The 15,964-nt window shown below is 47.9% G+C and carries 15 protein-coding genes; 13 read left to right on the top strand and 2 right to left on the bottom strand.

The genetic code is table 11. The annotated features are described in order from the left end of the window. Positions 1–150 (bottom strand): DUF4372 domain-containing protein (locus BLV62_RS28960; RefSeq protein WP_139169944.1); only part of this gene is annotated, 150 nt, incomplete at its 3' end. A gap of 166 nt (positions 151–316) precedes the next feature. Here BLV62_RS28960 and BLV62_RS10200 point away from each other — a divergent pair. After that, positions 317–3,883 (top strand): SusC/RagA family TonB-linked outer membrane protein, encoded by a 3,567-nt coding sequence (locus BLV62_RS10200; RefSeq protein ID WP_211118324.1) that lies wholly within the window; start codon positions 317–319, stop codon positions 3,881–3,883. Between the two features lie 20 nt (positions 3,884–3,903). Further along, positions 3,904–5,424, top strand: a complete 1,521-nt coding sequence (locus tag BLV62_RS10195; protein ID WP_089761267.1) for a SusD/RagB family nutrient-binding outer membrane lipoprotein — start codon at positions 3,904–3,906, stop codon at positions 5,422–5,424. 69 nt (positions 5,425–5,493) lie between these two features. On the opposite strand, the gene BLV62_RS10190 is transcribed toward BLV62_RS10195, so the two are convergent. Beyond that, positions 5,494–6,057, bottom strand: coding sequence for an NAD(P)H-dependent oxidoreductase (locus tag BLV62_RS10190; protein WP_225889648.1), 564 nt, complete (start codon positions 6,055–6,057; stop codon positions 5,494–5,496). An 88-nt stretch (positions 6,058–6,145) separates the two neighbouring features. On the opposite strand from BLV62_RS10190, the gene BLV62_RS10185 reads away from it, so the two are divergent. The 11 genes from BLV62_RS10185 to BLV62_RS10135 all read left to right on the top strand — a co-directional run bounded on the left by BLV62_RS10185 (position 6,146) and on the right by BLV62_RS10135 (position 15,950). Next, positions 6,146–6,511, top strand: coding sequence for a winged helix-turn-helix transcriptional regulator (locus tag BLV62_RS10185; RefSeq protein WP_089761264.1), 366 nt, complete (start codon positions 6,146–6,148; stop codon positions 6,509–6,511). Positions 6,512–6,544: 33 nt separating this feature from the next. Beyond that, a complete protein-coding gene (locus BLV62_RS10180) occupies positions 6,545–7,231 on the top strand; it encodes a GNAT family N-acetyltransferase (protein WP_089761262.1) in 687 nt (228 codons plus the stop codon). A 431-nt stretch (positions 7,232–7,662) separates the two neighbouring features. Beyond that, positions 7,663–8,268, top strand: coding sequence for a Pvc16 family protein (locus BLV62_RS10175; protein ID WP_089761260.1), 606 nt, complete (start codon positions 7,663–7,665; stop codon positions 8,266–8,268). Between the two features lie 5 nt (positions 8,269–8,273). Further along, the gene (locus BLV62_RS10170) at positions 8,274–9,485 is read left to right on the top strand and encodes a hypothetical protein (RefSeq protein WP_089761258.1); all 1,212 of its coding nucleotides are present in this window, start codon (positions 8,274–8,276) and stop codon (positions 9,483–9,485) included. Between the two features lie 10 nt (positions 9,486–9,495). After that, complete coding sequence (locus BLV62_RS28790) at positions 9,496–12,024, top strand: phage tail sheath family protein (protein WP_225889647.1); 2,529 nt, start codon at positions 9,496–9,498, stop codon at positions 12,022–12,024. Positions 12,025–12,056: 32 nt separating this feature from the next. Next, the gene (locus BLV62_RS10160; RefSeq protein WP_089761256.1) at positions 12,057–12,491 is read left to right on the top strand and encodes a phage tail protein; all 435 of its coding nucleotides are present in this window, start codon (positions 12,057–12,059) and stop codon (positions 12,489–12,491) included. Positions 12,492–12,501: 10 nt separating this feature from the next. Continuing rightward, positions 12,502–12,963, top strand: coding sequence for a phage tail protein (locus tag BLV62_RS10155; RefSeq protein ID WP_089761254.1), 462 nt, complete (start codon positions 12,502–12,504; stop codon positions 12,961–12,963). 9 nt (positions 12,964–12,972) lie between these two features. Continuing rightward, complete coding sequence (locus tag BLV62_RS10150; protein ID WP_089761252.1) at positions 12,973–13,164, top strand: DUF5908 family protein; 192 nt, start codon at positions 12,973–12,975, stop codon at positions 13,162–13,164. 4 nt (positions 13,165–13,168) lie between these two features. Further along, a complete protein-coding gene (locus BLV62_RS10145) occupies positions 13,169–13,885 on the top strand; it encodes a CIS tube protein (RefSeq protein ID WP_089761250.1) in 717 nt (238 codons plus the stop codon). Between the two features lies 1 nt (position 13,886). After that, positions 13,887–15,644, top strand: coding sequence for a type VI secretion system tip protein VgrG (vgrG, locus tag BLV62_RS10140; protein ID WP_089761249.1), 1,758 nt, complete (start codon positions 13,887–13,889; stop codon positions 15,642–15,644). Between the two features lie 6 nt (positions 15,645–15,650). Continuing rightward, on the top strand, positions 15,651–15,950 hold the full coding sequence (locus BLV62_RS10135; protein ID WP_089761247.1) for a PAAR domain-containing protein: 300 nt from the start codon (positions 15,651–15,653) through the stop codon (positions 15,948–15,950). Positions 15,951–15,964 lie beyond the last annotated feature (14 nt).

The raw sequence follows: 15,964 nt of genomic DNA, 5'->3' as shown, positions 1-15,964 counted from the left end.
AAGGCTTACCAAATGAACCCGCAAGGGTAAGCGCTTATAATAACGGTTTGATTGATGCTTTCTGTTTGCCGCATTGATTATAGCACTGGGTATTACATCTAATATTTGAGATAATACCGGCTGTCCGGAAAAACTTTTATTTTCGCCCATGGTAATTTTAAGTGTGGTAACTCAAACTTACCAAATTGGGCGGTTCTTCGGAACTGCCTTTTTTCATCCTAAAACATTATTTTAGTCGGACAATAGTGAAAAATAATATAAAACCTGTAATACCGTACACAATCAAATCAATCGCTTTTAATTAAACTAACCGATGATGAAAAGAACTATTTCCGCTTTCCGGCGGGGAATGTTATTCCTTTTGCCTGCGAGAGCCAGGGCAACGGCTAATATGCTGGTTCTGCTGCTATTCACCCTGGCGCTGAGCGCTTTTGCTGAAGCTCAGAAAGTAACCTTGTCTGTTAAACAGGTTCCCCTGGAACAGGTGTTTACAGCCATCCGCCAGCAAACAGGTTATTATTTTCTTTATAATAACGACCTGCTTAAGAAAACATCTCCTGTCAGCATCCAGGTAAAAGACGCGGATCTTACAACGGTAATGGATATGTGTATTGCCGGTCAGCCGCTTGCATACAAGATCATCGATCGTACCATCACCCTGAAAGAAGCGAACAAGCCTGCAACGGTAACCGCAGTAGCTGATACCGTGATAACAGGAAAGGTAACCGACGAAAAAGGTAATCCTTTGCCTGGCGTTACTATTGCCGTGGAAGGCTCGGCCCGTGGTGCGGTAACAGATGCTTCTGGTAAATATACTTTGCAACTGCCTGCTGGCGCCAACGCCCTGGTATTTTCTTTTATAGGTTTTACCAAACAAAGGATTGAAGTAAATGGCAATACCAATATCAATGTAAAACTGGCGGAGGCTTCCAAAGGCCTTTCGGAAGTGGTAGTAACAGCGCTCGGCGTGAAAAGGGAAACCAAATCGCTGGGTTATACCGTTGCTGAACTGAAAGGGGCCGACCTTTCGCAGGGTAAGGAAGCCAACGTAGCCAATGCGCTCTCCGGTAAAGTGGCTGGCGTACAGGTAAGCCGCCCTGCCTCCGGCGCCAGCGGTTCCTCCAAAGTAGTGATCCGCGGCAACAACTCCCTGGTCGGTAACAGCCAACCCTTGTATGTAATTGACGGGGTGCCGTTAGATAACCAGAATATTGGCGCGGCCGGAAGTACCGGCGGGATCGATTTCGGTGACGGTATTTCCAACATCAACCAGGAAGATATAGAAAGCATTTCTGTACTGAAAGGCCCCAATGCGGCAGCATTGTACGGGCAACGAGGCAGCAACGGGGTGATACTGATCACAACAAAATCAGGATCTGCACGTAAAGGCATCGGCATAAAATTCAGCAGCGACTATTCTATAGGCAATGCGCTGGTGACGCCCGATTTTCAAAACGAATATGGACAGGGCCTGAATGGGGAATTTACCCACTTCAGGGGAGAGGATGGTAAAATATATACCATTGCCCAGGCCAAACAACTGGGCATCAAAGGAATGCCTAAAATGAGCGCAGGCCGCGATCGTATTGCACGTAGCAGCTGGGGCGCGAAGATGGAAGGTCAGACCTATGAAGACCAATGGGGGAATATCCTGCAACTGACCCCGCAGCCTAATACGTACAAAGATTTCTTCAATACAGAAAAACAACGGGTGAACAACATCAGTGCAGATGGTGGCAACGAAAAAGTGAACTATCGCTTCTCTTATTCCAACACGCACGTTGACGGCTATGTGCCTACCAACACGTTAGACCGTAATACCTTTACGCTGCGTACCCAGGCCAGTATCACGCCTAAATTCCAGCTAGACGCCAAAGTCAACTACATCTCGCAAAAAGGAAAGAACAGGCCTACTTTATCTGATGCTTCCGATAACCCGGCTTACCTTTTTATCAGCATGCCGCGCAGTATGCCACTCAGCGTTCTGGCCAATGATACCTGGACCGCAGAAGATGTGGCCAAACAACTTGGTTTCAGCGGCATTACGCCGGGTATCGAGAAAACCTATGCAACCAACAGCAGCACCGCAAACCCTTACTGGACTATCAACCATACATCCAATACCGATCATAGGGACAGGGTGCTGGGTATGCTCCGGTTGTCGTATGATCTTACAAAATGGCTGAAGATCTCTGCCCGCGGCGGTACAGATTTCTATACCGAACAACGTTTGCGCTGGAGAGCGAAAGGCACTTACCAGAGCACTAACAGGAATGGAGATATAGAAGAAAAAGTGATCAGGGTAAGGGAAGATAACTATGATGTGTTGCTCACCGGCAATTTTGAACTGAATAAAGATTTCAGCCTGGGATTGAATGCCGGAAGCAGCCATCAGAAAAAATACCTGCGCCTGACCGGCAACACTGGTAAAGAGTTTATCATGCCTAACCTGCATGTGATTAACAACACACTTACCAACAGTTACCTGTTTGACCTGCAGGAGTCGGAGATCAACTCCGTATATGGTTTCGGACAATTGTCGTTCCGCAACTACTGGTTCCTGGATTTCTCTGCCCGTAACGACTGGTCTTCTACTTTATCTGCTTCCAACAACTCTTTCTTTTATCCTTCAGTCAGCACCAGTGTGATCATGACCGACCTGCTTAACATACGGAGCAACGCGATCCCTTTCTGGAAGATCCGCGCGTCTGTTGCGCAGGCAGGAAGTTCGGGAAATCCTTACCAGTTAACGGGTGCATATAGCCTCGACCAGTTCACCCATGGCGGCCAGCCCCTGGGTTACTTTACATCGGTGATCCCTGATCCTAACCTGAGGAACGAATTGACCACGTCCGTTGAATTTGGAACGGATGTTAAACTATTCAACAACCGCCTGGGACTCAGCTTTACTTACTATAACGCCTCTACTAAAAACCAGATCCTGGATGTGCCATTGCCGCCGTCCAGCAAGTTCGAGGCTCGCCGTATCAACGCCGGCGAAATCCGGAACCGGGGTATAGAGGTATCCGTTAATGGAACGCCTGTAAAACTGAAGAACGGCTTCACCTGGGAGAGCGCCTTCAATTTCTCCCGCAACCGCAACGAAGTGGTTAGCCTGGCGGAAGGAGTAGAAACCTTCAGCCTGGGAAGCGATAGGGGTATCAGCGTGGTAGCCGCGCCCGGCAAGCCTTTCGGAACCATGGTTGGCACGGGCTTCGCCTGGTTGAAAGATGAACAGGGCAATCGCCTTATCGATCCAACAACCGGACTGCCTTTACGTACAGCCGCCGCAACATTGACAGAGCTGGGCAGCGCATTGCCCGACTGGACAGGCGGTTTCTCCAACACTTTCCGCTATAAAGGAATTTCATTGGGTGCATTGGTAGATATCCGCCAGGGCGGCGTCGTATATTCCCAAAGCAACAGGGAAGAACTGATATACGGAACTACGCGTCGTACCCTCGAAGGAAGAGAGGGCGGTTATATCGCTTCAGGTATGTTGGCGCAGAAAGACGCGAACGGCAACTGGGTAAGCACCGGCAAGCCTAACAATATTGGCGTTAAAGCGCAGGACTATTGGAACGTAGTGGCCAGCGATAAAGAGAATGTAGTATCGGAAGAAATGATCAATGATGCCAGTTACATCGCGATGCGCGAGATCAGTTTAAGTTACCAGTTGCCGGCAAAACTGTTTGCTGGTAAGATAGTAAAGAGGATGGGTGTAGGTTTATACGGAAGGAACCTGTTTTATTTCCAGCGCCACACAGATGGATTTTCGCCCGAAGCGTCAGGGTTTAACGTAAACAACTCATCGCTGGGGCTGGAATCTACTTCTCTGCCAATGATGAGGAATTTTGGTGTGAACCTCAGTCTTGATTTTTAATCATATCAAAAAAGCAAGTGATGAAATATTTATCAGCAAAATATACAGCAGCATTCCTGGTAGCCGGCGCATTGATGACAGGAGGCTGTACAAAGGATTTTAACGAATTGAATACGCCGCCTACCTCTGTAACCAGTATAGACCCGGGCATCCTTTTGTCGAAAGTGGAGAAAGACGCCGCTTTTTCTGAAGGCACAGAAAGTATAAACATCCACGTTGGTTCCTGGATCCAGTATTGGGCTGGAGGAGCTGTGGCGCCTACCAGCAGGTATTTCCAGGTAAGCAAAACAGACAACCAGATATGGGCGGCTCATTATACGTTGCTGAGGAACCTGGGGCAGATCAGGTACCAGGAGTTGAAGGGCCTTGAAAATGATCCCAGGGGCAGAACAAAGCTGGCAATTGCCCGGATACTTGAAATCTCCGTCTGGCAACGGCTGACAGATCTGTACGGGGACGTGCCGTTTTCGCAAACCACGGAGTTTGCAGGAGCAGTGAACAATAAACCGAAGTACGACAAGCAGGAGGATATCTATAAGCAATTGATAGCCGACCTGGATGAAGCGATCGGGAAACTCAACGCCAGCGACGCTTCTTATGGCAATGCCGACTTCTATTATAAAGGGGCGGTAGATAACTGGAAGAAGCTGGGCAATTCCCTGAAACTACGTTTAGGCATGCGCATTAAATACGCCGCACCTGCGCTGGCAGAAAAAACGGTACGGGAAGCAATGGCGCAGCCGCTGTTGTCTGACAACCGGGATAACGCTGCTGTTCCAACTTTCAATAATGCGCAAACAACCAATGCCAATCCTGTACTTCAGCAGATCCTGACCGGCAGCCCCGATCTTCGTTACCTGGCTTCTGCGCTGGTGAAAACGCTGACAGATAAAAACGATCCGCGTTTGACGATGATCGCTGCGCCAACGGTGAATTCACAGAAAGCAGGTACGCTGGAATACAAAGGAATAGGAGTGGCGTTGACAGACGAGCAATTGGCTGGTGTGATCAAGGATAATTTTTCTACGGCTTCCATGACCACATGGTTTAACCAGAACCTGGCCGCGCCGATCCCGGCTTATGTGTTCACTTATGCAGAAGTCTGCTTTTTCCAGGCGGAAGCGGCCCTGAAAGGATGGGGCGCCGCGCCTGCCGATGCTGAAGGTTTTTACCAGAAAGGCATCCGCGCAGCAATGGCCCAGCAGCCTTATAATATTACCGTTATCCCGCAGTCCTATATCGATGCTGAGTTCTCGCTGGCCGGGCTTACAGAAGAACAGCAGTTGGAGAAGATCCTTACCCAGAAATGGCTGATGCTGTTCGGGCGCGATTATGAAGCGTATGCAGAATGGCGCCGTACCGGTTATCCGAAATTAACGCCGGGCGACAATAAGGGATCTACCAATGGCGCCATTCCCCGCCGGGCTGCTTATTCCACACAGGAAGCGCTGCTGAATACGGACAATTATAATGAGGCTGTTTCAAGAATGCCGAATAAAGACAGTTATCTTTCGAAAGTATGGTGGGATCAGAAGAAATAGTTCTTCTCCTTCCCGGTAGTGTTAAAAAGCGGGAATATTGTGGTTTATCTCCACACTATTTCCGCTTTTTTATTCTTGTTGCACATCCCTGTAAAAGCTGTTTAAAAATTCCATATACCGCGGTACGCTTTTTTCAATCCATTCTTTCCTGCTGTTAAGTTCTATGCCGTAATAGGCAAATAATGGCCTGTAATCGGCTTTTACATACTCGAAGGTCAGTTCAAAGGGCCGGGTGAGTTCCGTTAACGTATACTTGTATTTGGCCGTTGCGGCATATTCCTTCTCATCGATGCCGAGAGAAATGGCCAGGGCAATTTTCTTGCCGGCAACTTTATACCCGCTCTGCTGGCCATAAGCCCAGCCATAGGTAAGAACATCATCCAGCCACTGTTTAAAAAACGGAGGGCAGTTGAACCAGTAGAAGGGGAACTGGAATACGATGTTGTTGTATTGTTCTACCAGCTTTTGTTCTGCATCAACATCTATTTTCCCGTCAGGATAAATTTTGTGCAATTGATGGACATGGAATTTGTCCGGATGCCTGTTCAATTCTTCTATCCATCTTTTATTGATCACCGATTTTTCTATATCCGGATGGATAACAATTACCAATGTTTTCATATCTCGCTTCATCTGAAATGTATGTTGGCAAAAGTAATGGCCTAAACGCTAAATTTGCAGGTTAGCGACCAGTTGTATGGTAATATAAAAAATGTAAGTAATGACGAAGATAAAGAAGACATCAACGAACTATGCGAACAAGCAGGCCCTGGCCAACGAGTGCCTGGAAGTATACGCATCCAATATAATCGGCGGCCAATGGGCATTAGCCATTTGTTGTTACCTTATAAACGGAAAGCAAAGGTTTGGCGGGCTGAGAAAATGTTTGCCGAATATCACCGAGCGTATGTTAACCCTGCAATTGCGGAAATTGGAGGAAAACAACATTGTTAAAAGAACAGTGTATGCGGAAGTGCCGCCGCGTGTTGAATATGAGCTAACGCCTGTTGGATATGAATTAAAGCCGATCATTAAAGAGCTGGAGAAGTGGGGGAGAAAGCATAAGGGATCATTGAATTTATTGTAAGGAACAGTATCGAATGTTTACTATATTTAGCAGATGAACAACGAAGTATTACTGAATAACCCTGCGTGGAGTGCGTTAACAACTGAACAATCATTTTTTGCCAGGGGAAATGAAGTATTTAAAAGGTATCAGCCCGGCATACTTTCATTTGCCGCCTGCGCTGATCCTGGTAATTCCGATCCGGCCAGGCTGGACGAATGGCTGGAAGCCGGCGAATCATTTTATATGATAGGAGAATTGCCTGCTATACCGGGTAACTGGAAGGTGGAGTTCACACTACCTTGTTTTCAAATGGTATTAACAACACTGAACAGGAATGCCAGGTCCGGAGATGCGCCTATCCGGATATTGGGAGAAGCAGACGGAGAAGAGATGTATGAACTGATCAACAGCCTGCAACCAGGTTATTATTTGAAAGATACCAGGCAATTAGGCACTTATATGGGTATCCATGATAATGGAAAACTGGTGGCGATGGCCGGTGAAAGAATGAGAATGAGCGGGTTTACTGAACTAAGCGCCATATGTACTCATCCTTCCTACACAGGGAAGGGGTATGCCCAGCAACTGATCATCGCATTGTGCGAACAACATAAAGCCGCCGGTATTACCTCCTTCCTGCATGTTTCGGCTGCCAATGAAAGAGCGGTCAGCCTTTATGAATATATGGGATTCCGTAAAAGGACATCCATCAACTTCACTAAGCTGAAAAGAATTTAACGTTGCAGGATAGCAGTAGCAACCTGTTATCATGTTTGCTGTTAATGATTTTCCATTCCTTCATCGCGGCAGGATATCAATTATTTAGTTGTCAGGTAACCAAACTATTAACTAACGTATAACTACGCATTTTGGAAAAATTCCTTTTATGATTGTTGTTAATTCAAAATTATTTTCTACTTTTAAATCAACTTATCGACTGTTTGTTGAGACACAAAAAAATAGGATCGTAGAATAACTCCAAATAGAAAGAGAAAACCATATTGAACAGCCGCCGTTTATCAGAGCAGCCCCAAAAGAATTGATGCGTTAGTATAGTTTTCCATTTAGCTTACTTTTTCTTTTAGAGTTGATAGGTTTAATTTTTCAGCATTTTCGTGCGGTATTGTAACTGTGTTGCAAGACGAATAACCCCTTAATCTCCTTTTGTTATGATTTTCCAGGCAATGGAATTAATCAGGCAGAATGTGAACTCTTTTATTGCATCTGCTATTCCACTCCCCAATCCCGAACCGGTAGTGCTGGGCAATATTGCCTTTGCTACGCCCGATAATCCTGCTACCACGTTGGTAGACGAATCTGCGCAGGTATATATGACAATGGTCAATGTGGAAGAAGAAGCTACTTACAGGAATCTCGGCGCTGTCAGGCAAAGTGAAATAAGGCCAATGGCGTACGTCAACCCGCCTATGTATTTAAACCTGTTTATTCTTTTTTCTGCCAACCATAAAGATTATAGCACCGCGTTAAAAGTATTGGGTCTTGTTTTACAATTCCTGCAGGGCAACCGGACCTTTTCTATTTCACAGACACCGGTACCGGCAAGCGGCGTGTTTACCAACCCCGGGCCGGCGGAAAATGATATCCGGATCACGCTGGACCTCATGAGCCTCACCTTCGAACAGGTAAACTATCTCTGGGGCTCATTGGGTGGAAAGCAGCAGCCATTTTTATTGTTCAAGGCCAGGCAGATCGAGATTGACGCCGCAAGGATGCTGGCCGCCGGACAACCTGTTACAGAAATATTCATCAACTAACTGGTATGCAAATAATCTATCGGAACATATTTGAGGTGCAGTGGCACCACGATTACTTCCTGGTACCGGGGCCTGTGATGAAGTATCCTGGTATCTATGATGTACGCCGGCTGGTGAGTATCTGGCCAGATGACAGAACGCAGCGGTTAATGCAGCAATACAGGATGGTTTTCAGGAATACGGCCAGGGGTTTTGCAGTAATGGCCGAAGTAACCGAAGTAAGCCCCGGCAGTTATGCCCTGCATATTGATCCGGAACCTAACGACCGTTTTTCTTTCTGCTGGTCGCTGAATGACCCGTTGTTTGTCAATTATACGAATTGCCGGGTCAATGAACCTACTGCTTCCCTGTATTACCTGTCTAACCGTACAGGAACAAGCATAGGCGCCGTTGCCTACCTGAATAAGGCTGTACCGGCATTCGGAACAGCTTATCCGGGGCAAACATCCTATTGGTTAGGCGATACAATGGTAATGGGAGGAAAGGTTTATGAGGCGATAGAAGAAGATGTTCCGTTGGTCAACTACGCTGCAAATGCGGCGAAATGGAAGCAGATCAGCAGCGCCGTAGTGAATTACATCAACCCCGGCGACAGGCTGCTGCAACAAGGTACAAGGTTCACTTATACGCGGCCCAATACTTTACCCGGCGAATGGATCACCTGGCAGTTATTTGATTGTAATAACAACCCTGTACAGTTTACCGGTACAACCGCATACAGAACAAGTATGAAAGCCTCCGAACAGGTAGCAATAACACTGGACCTCGGATGGCTTGAACAAGGGGCTTACCGGATGGTGATCCAGCAACAGCCGGCGCCTGCGCAATTATCTTTCTACTACTATAACCAGTTAGGAGGGCCGCCAATTGCAGGCGTGTGCGAATACTTCATCAGCGGGGCCTCCCCGGCGTTCACCTTCTGCAAAAAAGATCCCGCTACCCAGAAATGGATAATAGACACCCCAAATAAAACATTTATGATCCGTTTCCGCAACCGGCTGACTCACTGGCAATACCTGCGCCAGGACCAGTCGATCTTCGACCAGCCTCCGGATCCGAGGCCGCTGACATGGTTCTATTCCGGGTACACTGTACCAGGCCCCATGGGATCTACCATACCCATGCCCGATCCGACACCTGCCAGGATCGTCCCGGAAATCAACCCCGTCACTCATCTGGTAAAAAACATTTACTCAAAAATATATTTAGCTAATTAAACTGCTTATCATGCCAAGCACTTATAAAACCCCAGGCGTTTATGTTGAGGAAATTTCAAAGTTCCCTCCATCGGTAGCTGCTGTAGATACAGCCATTCCAGCTTTTATCGGATACACGGAAATAGCTGAAAAGAATGGCGTATCCCTTCTCAATGTACCTACCCGTATAGAATCGTTCCTTGAATTCGAACAGTATTTTGGCGGTCCTCCATCCAGGAATGTGACCATTCGCCTGAATGCGGCTAACCAATACCTTTACACGGAACAGAAAGGAAATACATTCCTGCTATACGATTCTATACGCCTGTTTTACGACAACGGAGGCGGTATCTGTTATATCGTTGCCGTAGGAGGTTATGATAAGCCGCCAGCTATAGGAAATGTGTCGACCGGCCTTCTGGGTGGTCTGAAAGCGTTGGAAAAATATGATGAGCCAACGCTTATTCTCAGCCCCGACGCAACAACCCTGGGCGCGGGTCTTTATACCTTCCAGGTGCAGGCGCTTGCGCAGTGTAACGACCTGCAGGACCGTTTCCTGATCTGCGATCTCAGAAAGAACGATGAGCATACCACCGGGCAAACGCATGACGACCTGGTTGCTGAATTCAGGGATAATATCGGCATTAACTTCCTCAAATACGGCGCCGCCTATACGCCATGGTTGCAGACGTCGCTGGATGCAGGCCTCCGCTTCAGGGACGTGATCTTCGCACTGGAATCGGACCCTTCTCCCACAGCCACCTCTTCACTGGCCCTGCTCACAGGTATGACAACTACAGGCGCGCTCTCACAATTGATTTATGATCTTTCCAACGCCGTAGATACTGTCAACAAACTTCAACAGAACCTGAAGCCCGGCGGCGGATTTGTAGATGCCGGGGTTGCAGATGTGGACGCACAACTGAAAAAATTGCAGCAGAACTACATGCAGTTGTACAACGATCCCGCCAAAAACAACTATACCTTAATGCTGCCTGGCGTAACAGCTATCTACCAGCGGATTGCAGATATCATCGCAGCTGTAAAGACCATCAACGATGGGTTGCCAACTATCGTCAGCCCTGTAGTGCCGGCGCCATCCCTTTCCCAGACAGTAGAATTCAAGATGCGCAATGACATCGCGAAGATAGTGACCCAATTCAAGCAGCTATTGTCTTCCCTTGCTACGCATCACCAGGAAATATTGCAGAAAAGCGGTACAGGCAAGCTGATAGACGCGGCCAATGCCAATGTTATAAAAGCCTTGACCCTGGCTGGTTTGCCAACTACCCTGGCAAATATCCCTACAGATGCTTCTGTACAGGTATTGTACAGGATACTGGCTGCAAAGATCGCGCTGATGGACCAGTTGTCCAAGATTGCAAACGGCGCATCGGTAGGGCCGACAGCGACCGACGGACGGGATGCGGTGTTGGCGGTGATACCCGATTTTACCACGCTGAAAGCCAGCATCGATGCAGAGATCACCACAGCTAAGGCGGGTGCTGCAAACCCGGCCGCGGTAATCACGAACCTGAATAATAAGCTCACCAACGTTGCAACGCCAGACAAGGATAAAGTGATCGTAGCAATTGCTAAATCATATGCAGATGAAGAGAATAAAGTGAAAGCGCCTGCCGCCACTAACGACCTGGTGCCAACGCCGCCGGGAGTTCCGGGCGCATTCATCACCGCGATGGTCCAGGTATTTGTGGATGCGCAGCAGAAAGCCAATGCAGCGGCTATTACCGGAACTGTAAAGGCAGACGTGGCAAACGCTTTAACCTACACGCCTGTGGAAGCTAAAGAATACTCTTATATAGCTGCCGGTGTGGCAGGGAACGTAGGACCAGCAGTTGTTGGCTACTATAAAAGCCTGGTGAATACGGCTTCCACCTATGAAGACGTATTTGATCAAAGTCTTATGCAGACATTCGGAAACTATAAAACCTTTATGACCAAAGCAGGGCAGTCGCTGATGATCCTGCCGCCAGGTGCTGCCATTGCAGGTGTTTATACCAATGTCGACAATAACAGGGGGGTATGGAAAGCTCCGGCCAACGTAAGTCTTGCTTCTGTGCTTGGACCTTACTTATTACTGAATACCAAAGACCAGGAATCATTGAATGTTGATGATAATGCTGGTAAGTCGATCAACGTGATCCGGGCGTTTACAGGAAAAGGCACCATTGTTTGGGGTACCCGTACGCTTGCCGGCAACGACAATGAATGGCGCTATATCCCTGTACGGCGCTTCTTTAACTATGCCGAAGAATCTATCAAGAAGGCTACGGGAGTTTTTGTGTTCGAACCAAACGATATCAACACCTGGATCAGGGTAAAAGCGATGATAGAGAACTTCCTCATACTTGAATGGAGAAGAGGGGCGCTGGCGGGAGCCAAGCCTAACGATGCCTTCTATGTGAAGATCGGCCTGGGAGAAACGATGACAGCGCTGGACATTCTCGAGGGCCGGATGATAGTTGAAATTGGTATGGCGGTAGTAAGGCCTGCAGAATTCATCATCTTACGGTTCGCACACAAAATGCAGGAATCCTGATAACAGATTATTCATCATAAAATTCTATAAGTATGGCAAATTATCCAATGCCAAAATTCCATTTCAGTGTAGAATGGGGACCAGGAACCAAGATAGGTTTCACCGAAGTGACAGGTCTTACAATGGAATCCGATGTGATCGAATACAGGGAAGGAAGCAGCCCCGAATTTCATAAGATCAAAATGCCCGGGCTACAGAAGCTAAGCAACATCACGCTTAAAAGAGGAACATTCCAGGGCGATATAGCCTTTCATGAATGGATGGAAACCATTTCCATGAATACCGTTTCCCGCAGGGATGTTACTATCAAACTGCTGAACGAAAAGCACGAACCGGTGATCACCTGGCAGGTACTGAACGCATGGCCGGTAAAGGTACAATCCAGCGACCTGAAAGCAGATGGCAACGAAGTGGCTATCGAAACCATGGAGATTGCACACGAGGGAATAAAAGTATCCAAACAATAATTCCTGGCAGATGGCTGACATCTATTATCCGCCTGTTTCATTTCACTTCAAAGTGGAATTCGGGTTTACAGAAGCGCTGCATGGCGTAACGGCAGGGAAACAGGATATCATGTTCCAGTCGGTTGGCGGTTTGTCGACCGACCTGCAAACTGAAGCCCTTAAAGAAGGCGGCGAAAACCGGTTTGAACATGAAGTGCCGGTACGTACCAAGTACCCTAACCTCGTCCTGAAACGAGGCATAGTAAAGGATTCTGCCCTTATTAAATGGTGCCTGAACACCTTTGAACACCTGGAGATCCGGCCGGTTGACCTGGAAGTGAAACTACTAAACGAAAAACATGAGCCGCTGATCACCTGGGCGGTGAAACAGGCATGGCCGAAAAAATGGTCAACAGAGGAGTTGACGGCTATGGAAAGTAAGATATTGATCGAATCCCTTGAATTGCGTTACCAGTTTTTTACCATTCTTTAATCAACTGTTATGCCCCTGGAAATAAGAGAACTTTATATAAAGGCGGTAATTGATACCGGGGCCGGCGCGCCGCCATCATCACGGCCTGGCGAAACCGCTGCTAACGTAGCGGCCCCGGACAAGCCCCGGGAACAGGATGACATCATCGCCATCTGCGTTGAAAAAGTATTAGAGGTTTTGAAAGACAAACAGGAAAGATAAATCTATGTCTGCCGAACTGAATAAAGTAGAAATCACTGCTTACAAATCGTCAGGGTTTGAAGAAGATAAGAAGATATCTTCAGGCAAATTCACAGTGCTTATTAACCCTGAAGGCTATACGCGCTCTTATAAGATCAAATACAAGGAACAGCAGGCTTCCGGAACCAAGTCGCAGCAAATGAAGTTCGATAAGGTAGAACCGGAAGATATTGATATGGAATTTGTGTTTGACAAGACAGGCGCACTCCCCGGCACATTCAAATCTAAAGACCAGGCGGGTATACAGCAGGAAAGCAAGGAAGGTATCTGGCCAGACCTGGAACAGTTCAAGAAAGTGGTGTACGATTACAAAGGCGAGATACATCAGCCTCCTTATCTGAAGATCGCCTGGGGAGAACTGATCTTTAAGTGTGTACTGAAGGAGATGTCCGTAAACTTTAAACTCTTCAGGCCTGATGGAACTCCTATACGGGCCATTGTAAAGGCCAAGTTTGCCAGCACGGTTGAAAATGAACTGAGAGTAAGGCAACAATCGGATAAGTCTCCCGATATCACGCATAAACGCATTGTACAGGCCGGCGATACGCTGCCTATGCTTTGCTACAAGGTATACGAAGATCCGGGTTACTATCTCCAGGTTGCCAAAGCTAACGGGCTCGCAAACTTCCGGAACCTGACACCGGGGATGGAACTGATCTTCCCCCCATTGCAAAAACAATAACATGTCTAATAACCGAAACATACCAGGCAGGGTGCCCGGCGCCGCAGTAACCTTCACTGTAAAGATCGATGGAAACCAGATCCCAAGGTCGTATGAAGTGTATGCCGTTACGGTTATTAAAGCTGCCAATCGCATTCCTCAGGCCAAAGTAACGTTGATAGACGGAGAACCGGCTAAGGAATCATTTGCAGCGAGCAATGACAGCCTGTTCCTGCCCGGGGCGGCAATTGAAATATACGCCGGGCACCAGTCGCAGGAAGATTGCATTTACAAAGGGATCATTGTCAAACACGGAATATCCGTAAGAAAGAATGGTAGTTCGCAATTGAAAGTGGATTGTCGTGATATTGCCATGCGCATGACCCTTGGCCGCAAAGCGGCTATTTACACGGAAGTAAAGGATACAGACGTGGCTACGCAGCTCTTTGGCAATTATAACGTCAGTATTGCAGAAAAAGAAGAAACAACTTATAAACACGCAGAACTGGTGCAATACGACTGTTCAGACTGGGATTTTATCCTGGAACGGATGGACGTGAACGGGAAACTGGTAATAGTGAATGATGGTGCGGTGTCTGTTAAAGCGCCTTCTTTCAAACCGGACCCTGTACTTACGCTGCAGTACGGGGCAACCATACTGGAATTTACCGCAGAGATGGATGCAAGAACGCAACTGGCCGGAGTGAAAGCAACCGGCTGGAGCCCGGCAGACCAGCAGTTGCTGGAAGTTGATGCACAGGCTCCGACAGGAATAAAAGAACCGGGAAACGTAGCATCCTCCAAACTGGCTGATGTAACAGGGCTGCCTGAATTAGTGTTAAGACACGGCGGCAACCTGACCCGGGAAGAATTACAGGCCTGGGCTAATACCGCCTGGCAGAAATCCATGCTGGCCAAGATCTGTGGCACTGTAATGTTCGACGGGTTTGCAGGGATTAAGCCCGGCGACCTGGTACAGTTGCAAGGGATGGGCGACCGGTTTAACGGCAAGCATTTCGTATCCGGTATCCGCCACGATATCAGCAACGGCGGCTGGACTACAACAGCCCAACTGGGAATGGATAAGGAGTGGTATGCACAGCAAATCGCCTGTAGCGAACGCATTGCAGCAAGTAGCTTGCTGCCGCAGATACATGGTTTGCAAACGGGTATCGTAACCCGGTTAAAAAAAGATCCTTTGGGAGAAGATCGCGTACAGGTGAAGATCCCTACCATTAATGCATCCGACGGCCTTTGGGCCAGGATCGCAACGCTGGATGCGGGTAAAGACAGCGGTACATTCTTCAGGCCAGATATTGATGATGAAGTGATAGTCGGATTTATCTCGAATGACCCGCGGCAGGCAGTGATACTGGGAATGTTGAATAGCAGCAGGAAACCTGCGCCGGTAGCGGCAACTGATGAGAATAAGGAGAAAGGTTTTTATAGCGACAGCAAAATGAAAGTAGTTTTCCAGGAAGAAGACAAAAGTATTCTTATAGAAACGCCCGGCGGCAATAGTATGCTCCTGTCAGAAAAAGACAAGGGTATTACGATCCAGGATCAGAACGGGAATAAACTGGTCATGAACCAGGATGGCATCGCCCTGCAGACGGCTAAAAAGCTCTCGTTTAATTCCTCGGGCGGAGATGTAGAAACAGCAGGATTGAATATTAAGCATGCTGCCAAATCCCAGTTCAAAGCGGAAGGCACTACAGGTATAGAACTAAGCAGCAGCGCAGTAGCGAAATTAAAAGGTTCATTGGTACAAATAAACTGACCAGGTATGGGACAACCCGCAGCCCGGCTTTCTGATATGCACGTTTGTCCCCAGGTAACGCCGGGGGCGCCGGCTATTCCGCATGTGGGCGGACCCTGTAGCGGGCCTGGGGTGCCATCGGTGCTCATTGGCGGAGTTCCGGCAGTGGTAGTAGGCGACATGGCGGTATGTACAGGGCCTCCGGATACGATCATACAGGGATCGGTCACCGTTCTTATAGGAGGCAAACCGGCGGCAAGAATGGGAGATCCAACCGCGCATGGCGGACAAATAATCGCCGGAGAATTCACCGTATTGATAGGTTGAAAAATAGCAGATCA

The sequence above is a fragment of the Chitinophaga terrae (ex Kim and Jung 2007) genome (genome assembly GCF_900107795.1).
GTDB lineage: Bacteria > Bacteroidota > Bacteroidia > Chitinophagales > Chitinophagaceae > Chitinophaga > Chitinophaga terrae.
This window is presented reverse-complemented; position numbering and strand designations above follow the sequence as displayed.

Coding starts and splice junctions, on each gene's coding strand:
- BLV62_RS10200 (WP_211118324.1), top strand. CDS start 317: ATGAAAAGAACTATTTCCGCTTTCCGGCGGGGAATGTTATTCCTTTTG.
- BLV62_RS10195 (WP_089761267.1), top strand. CDS start 3,904: ATGAAATATTTATCAGCAAAATATACAGCAGCATTCCTGGTAGCCGGC.
- BLV62_RS10190 (WP_225889648.1), bottom strand. CDS start 6,057: ATGAAGCGAGATATGAAAACATTGGTAATTGTTATCCATCCGGATATA.
- BLV62_RS10185 (WP_089761264.1), top strand. CDS start 6,146: ATGACGAAGATAAAGAAGACATCAACGAACTATGCGAACAAGCAGGCC.
- BLV62_RS10180 (WP_089761262.1), top strand. CDS start 6,545: ATGAACAACGAAGTATTACTGAATAACCCTGCGTGGAGTGCGTTAACA.
- BLV62_RS10175 (WP_089761260.1), top strand. CDS start 7,663: ATGATTTTCCAGGCAATGGAATTAATCAGGCAGAATGTGAACTCTTTT.
- BLV62_RS10170 (WP_089761258.1), top strand. CDS start 8,274: ATGCAAATAATCTATCGGAACATATTTGAGGTGCAGTGGCACCACGAT.
- BLV62_RS28790 (WP_225889647.1), top strand. CDS start 9,496: ATGCCAAGCACTTATAAAACCCCAGGCGTTTATGTTGAGGAAATTTCA.
- BLV62_RS10160 (WP_089761256.1), top strand. CDS start 12,057: ATGGCAAATTATCCAATGCCAAAATTCCATTTCAGTGTAGAATGGGGA.
- BLV62_RS10155 (WP_089761254.1), top strand. CDS start 12,502: ATGGCTGACATCTATTATCCGCCTGTTTCATTTCACTTCAAAGTGGAA.
- BLV62_RS10150 (WP_089761252.1), top strand. CDS start 12,973: ATGCCCCTGGAAATAAGAGAACTTTATATAAAGGCGGTAATTGATACC.
- BLV62_RS10145 (WP_089761250.1), top strand. CDS start 13,169: ATGTCTGCCGAACTGAATAAAGTAGAAATCACTGCTTACAAATCGTCA.
- vgrG (WP_089761249.1), top strand. CDS start 13,887: ATGTCTAATAACCGAAACATACCAGGCAGGGTGCCCGGCGCCGCAGTA.
- BLV62_RS10135 (WP_089761247.1), top strand. CDS start 15,651: ATGGGACAACCCGCAGCCCGGCTTTCTGATATGCACGTTTGTCCCCAG.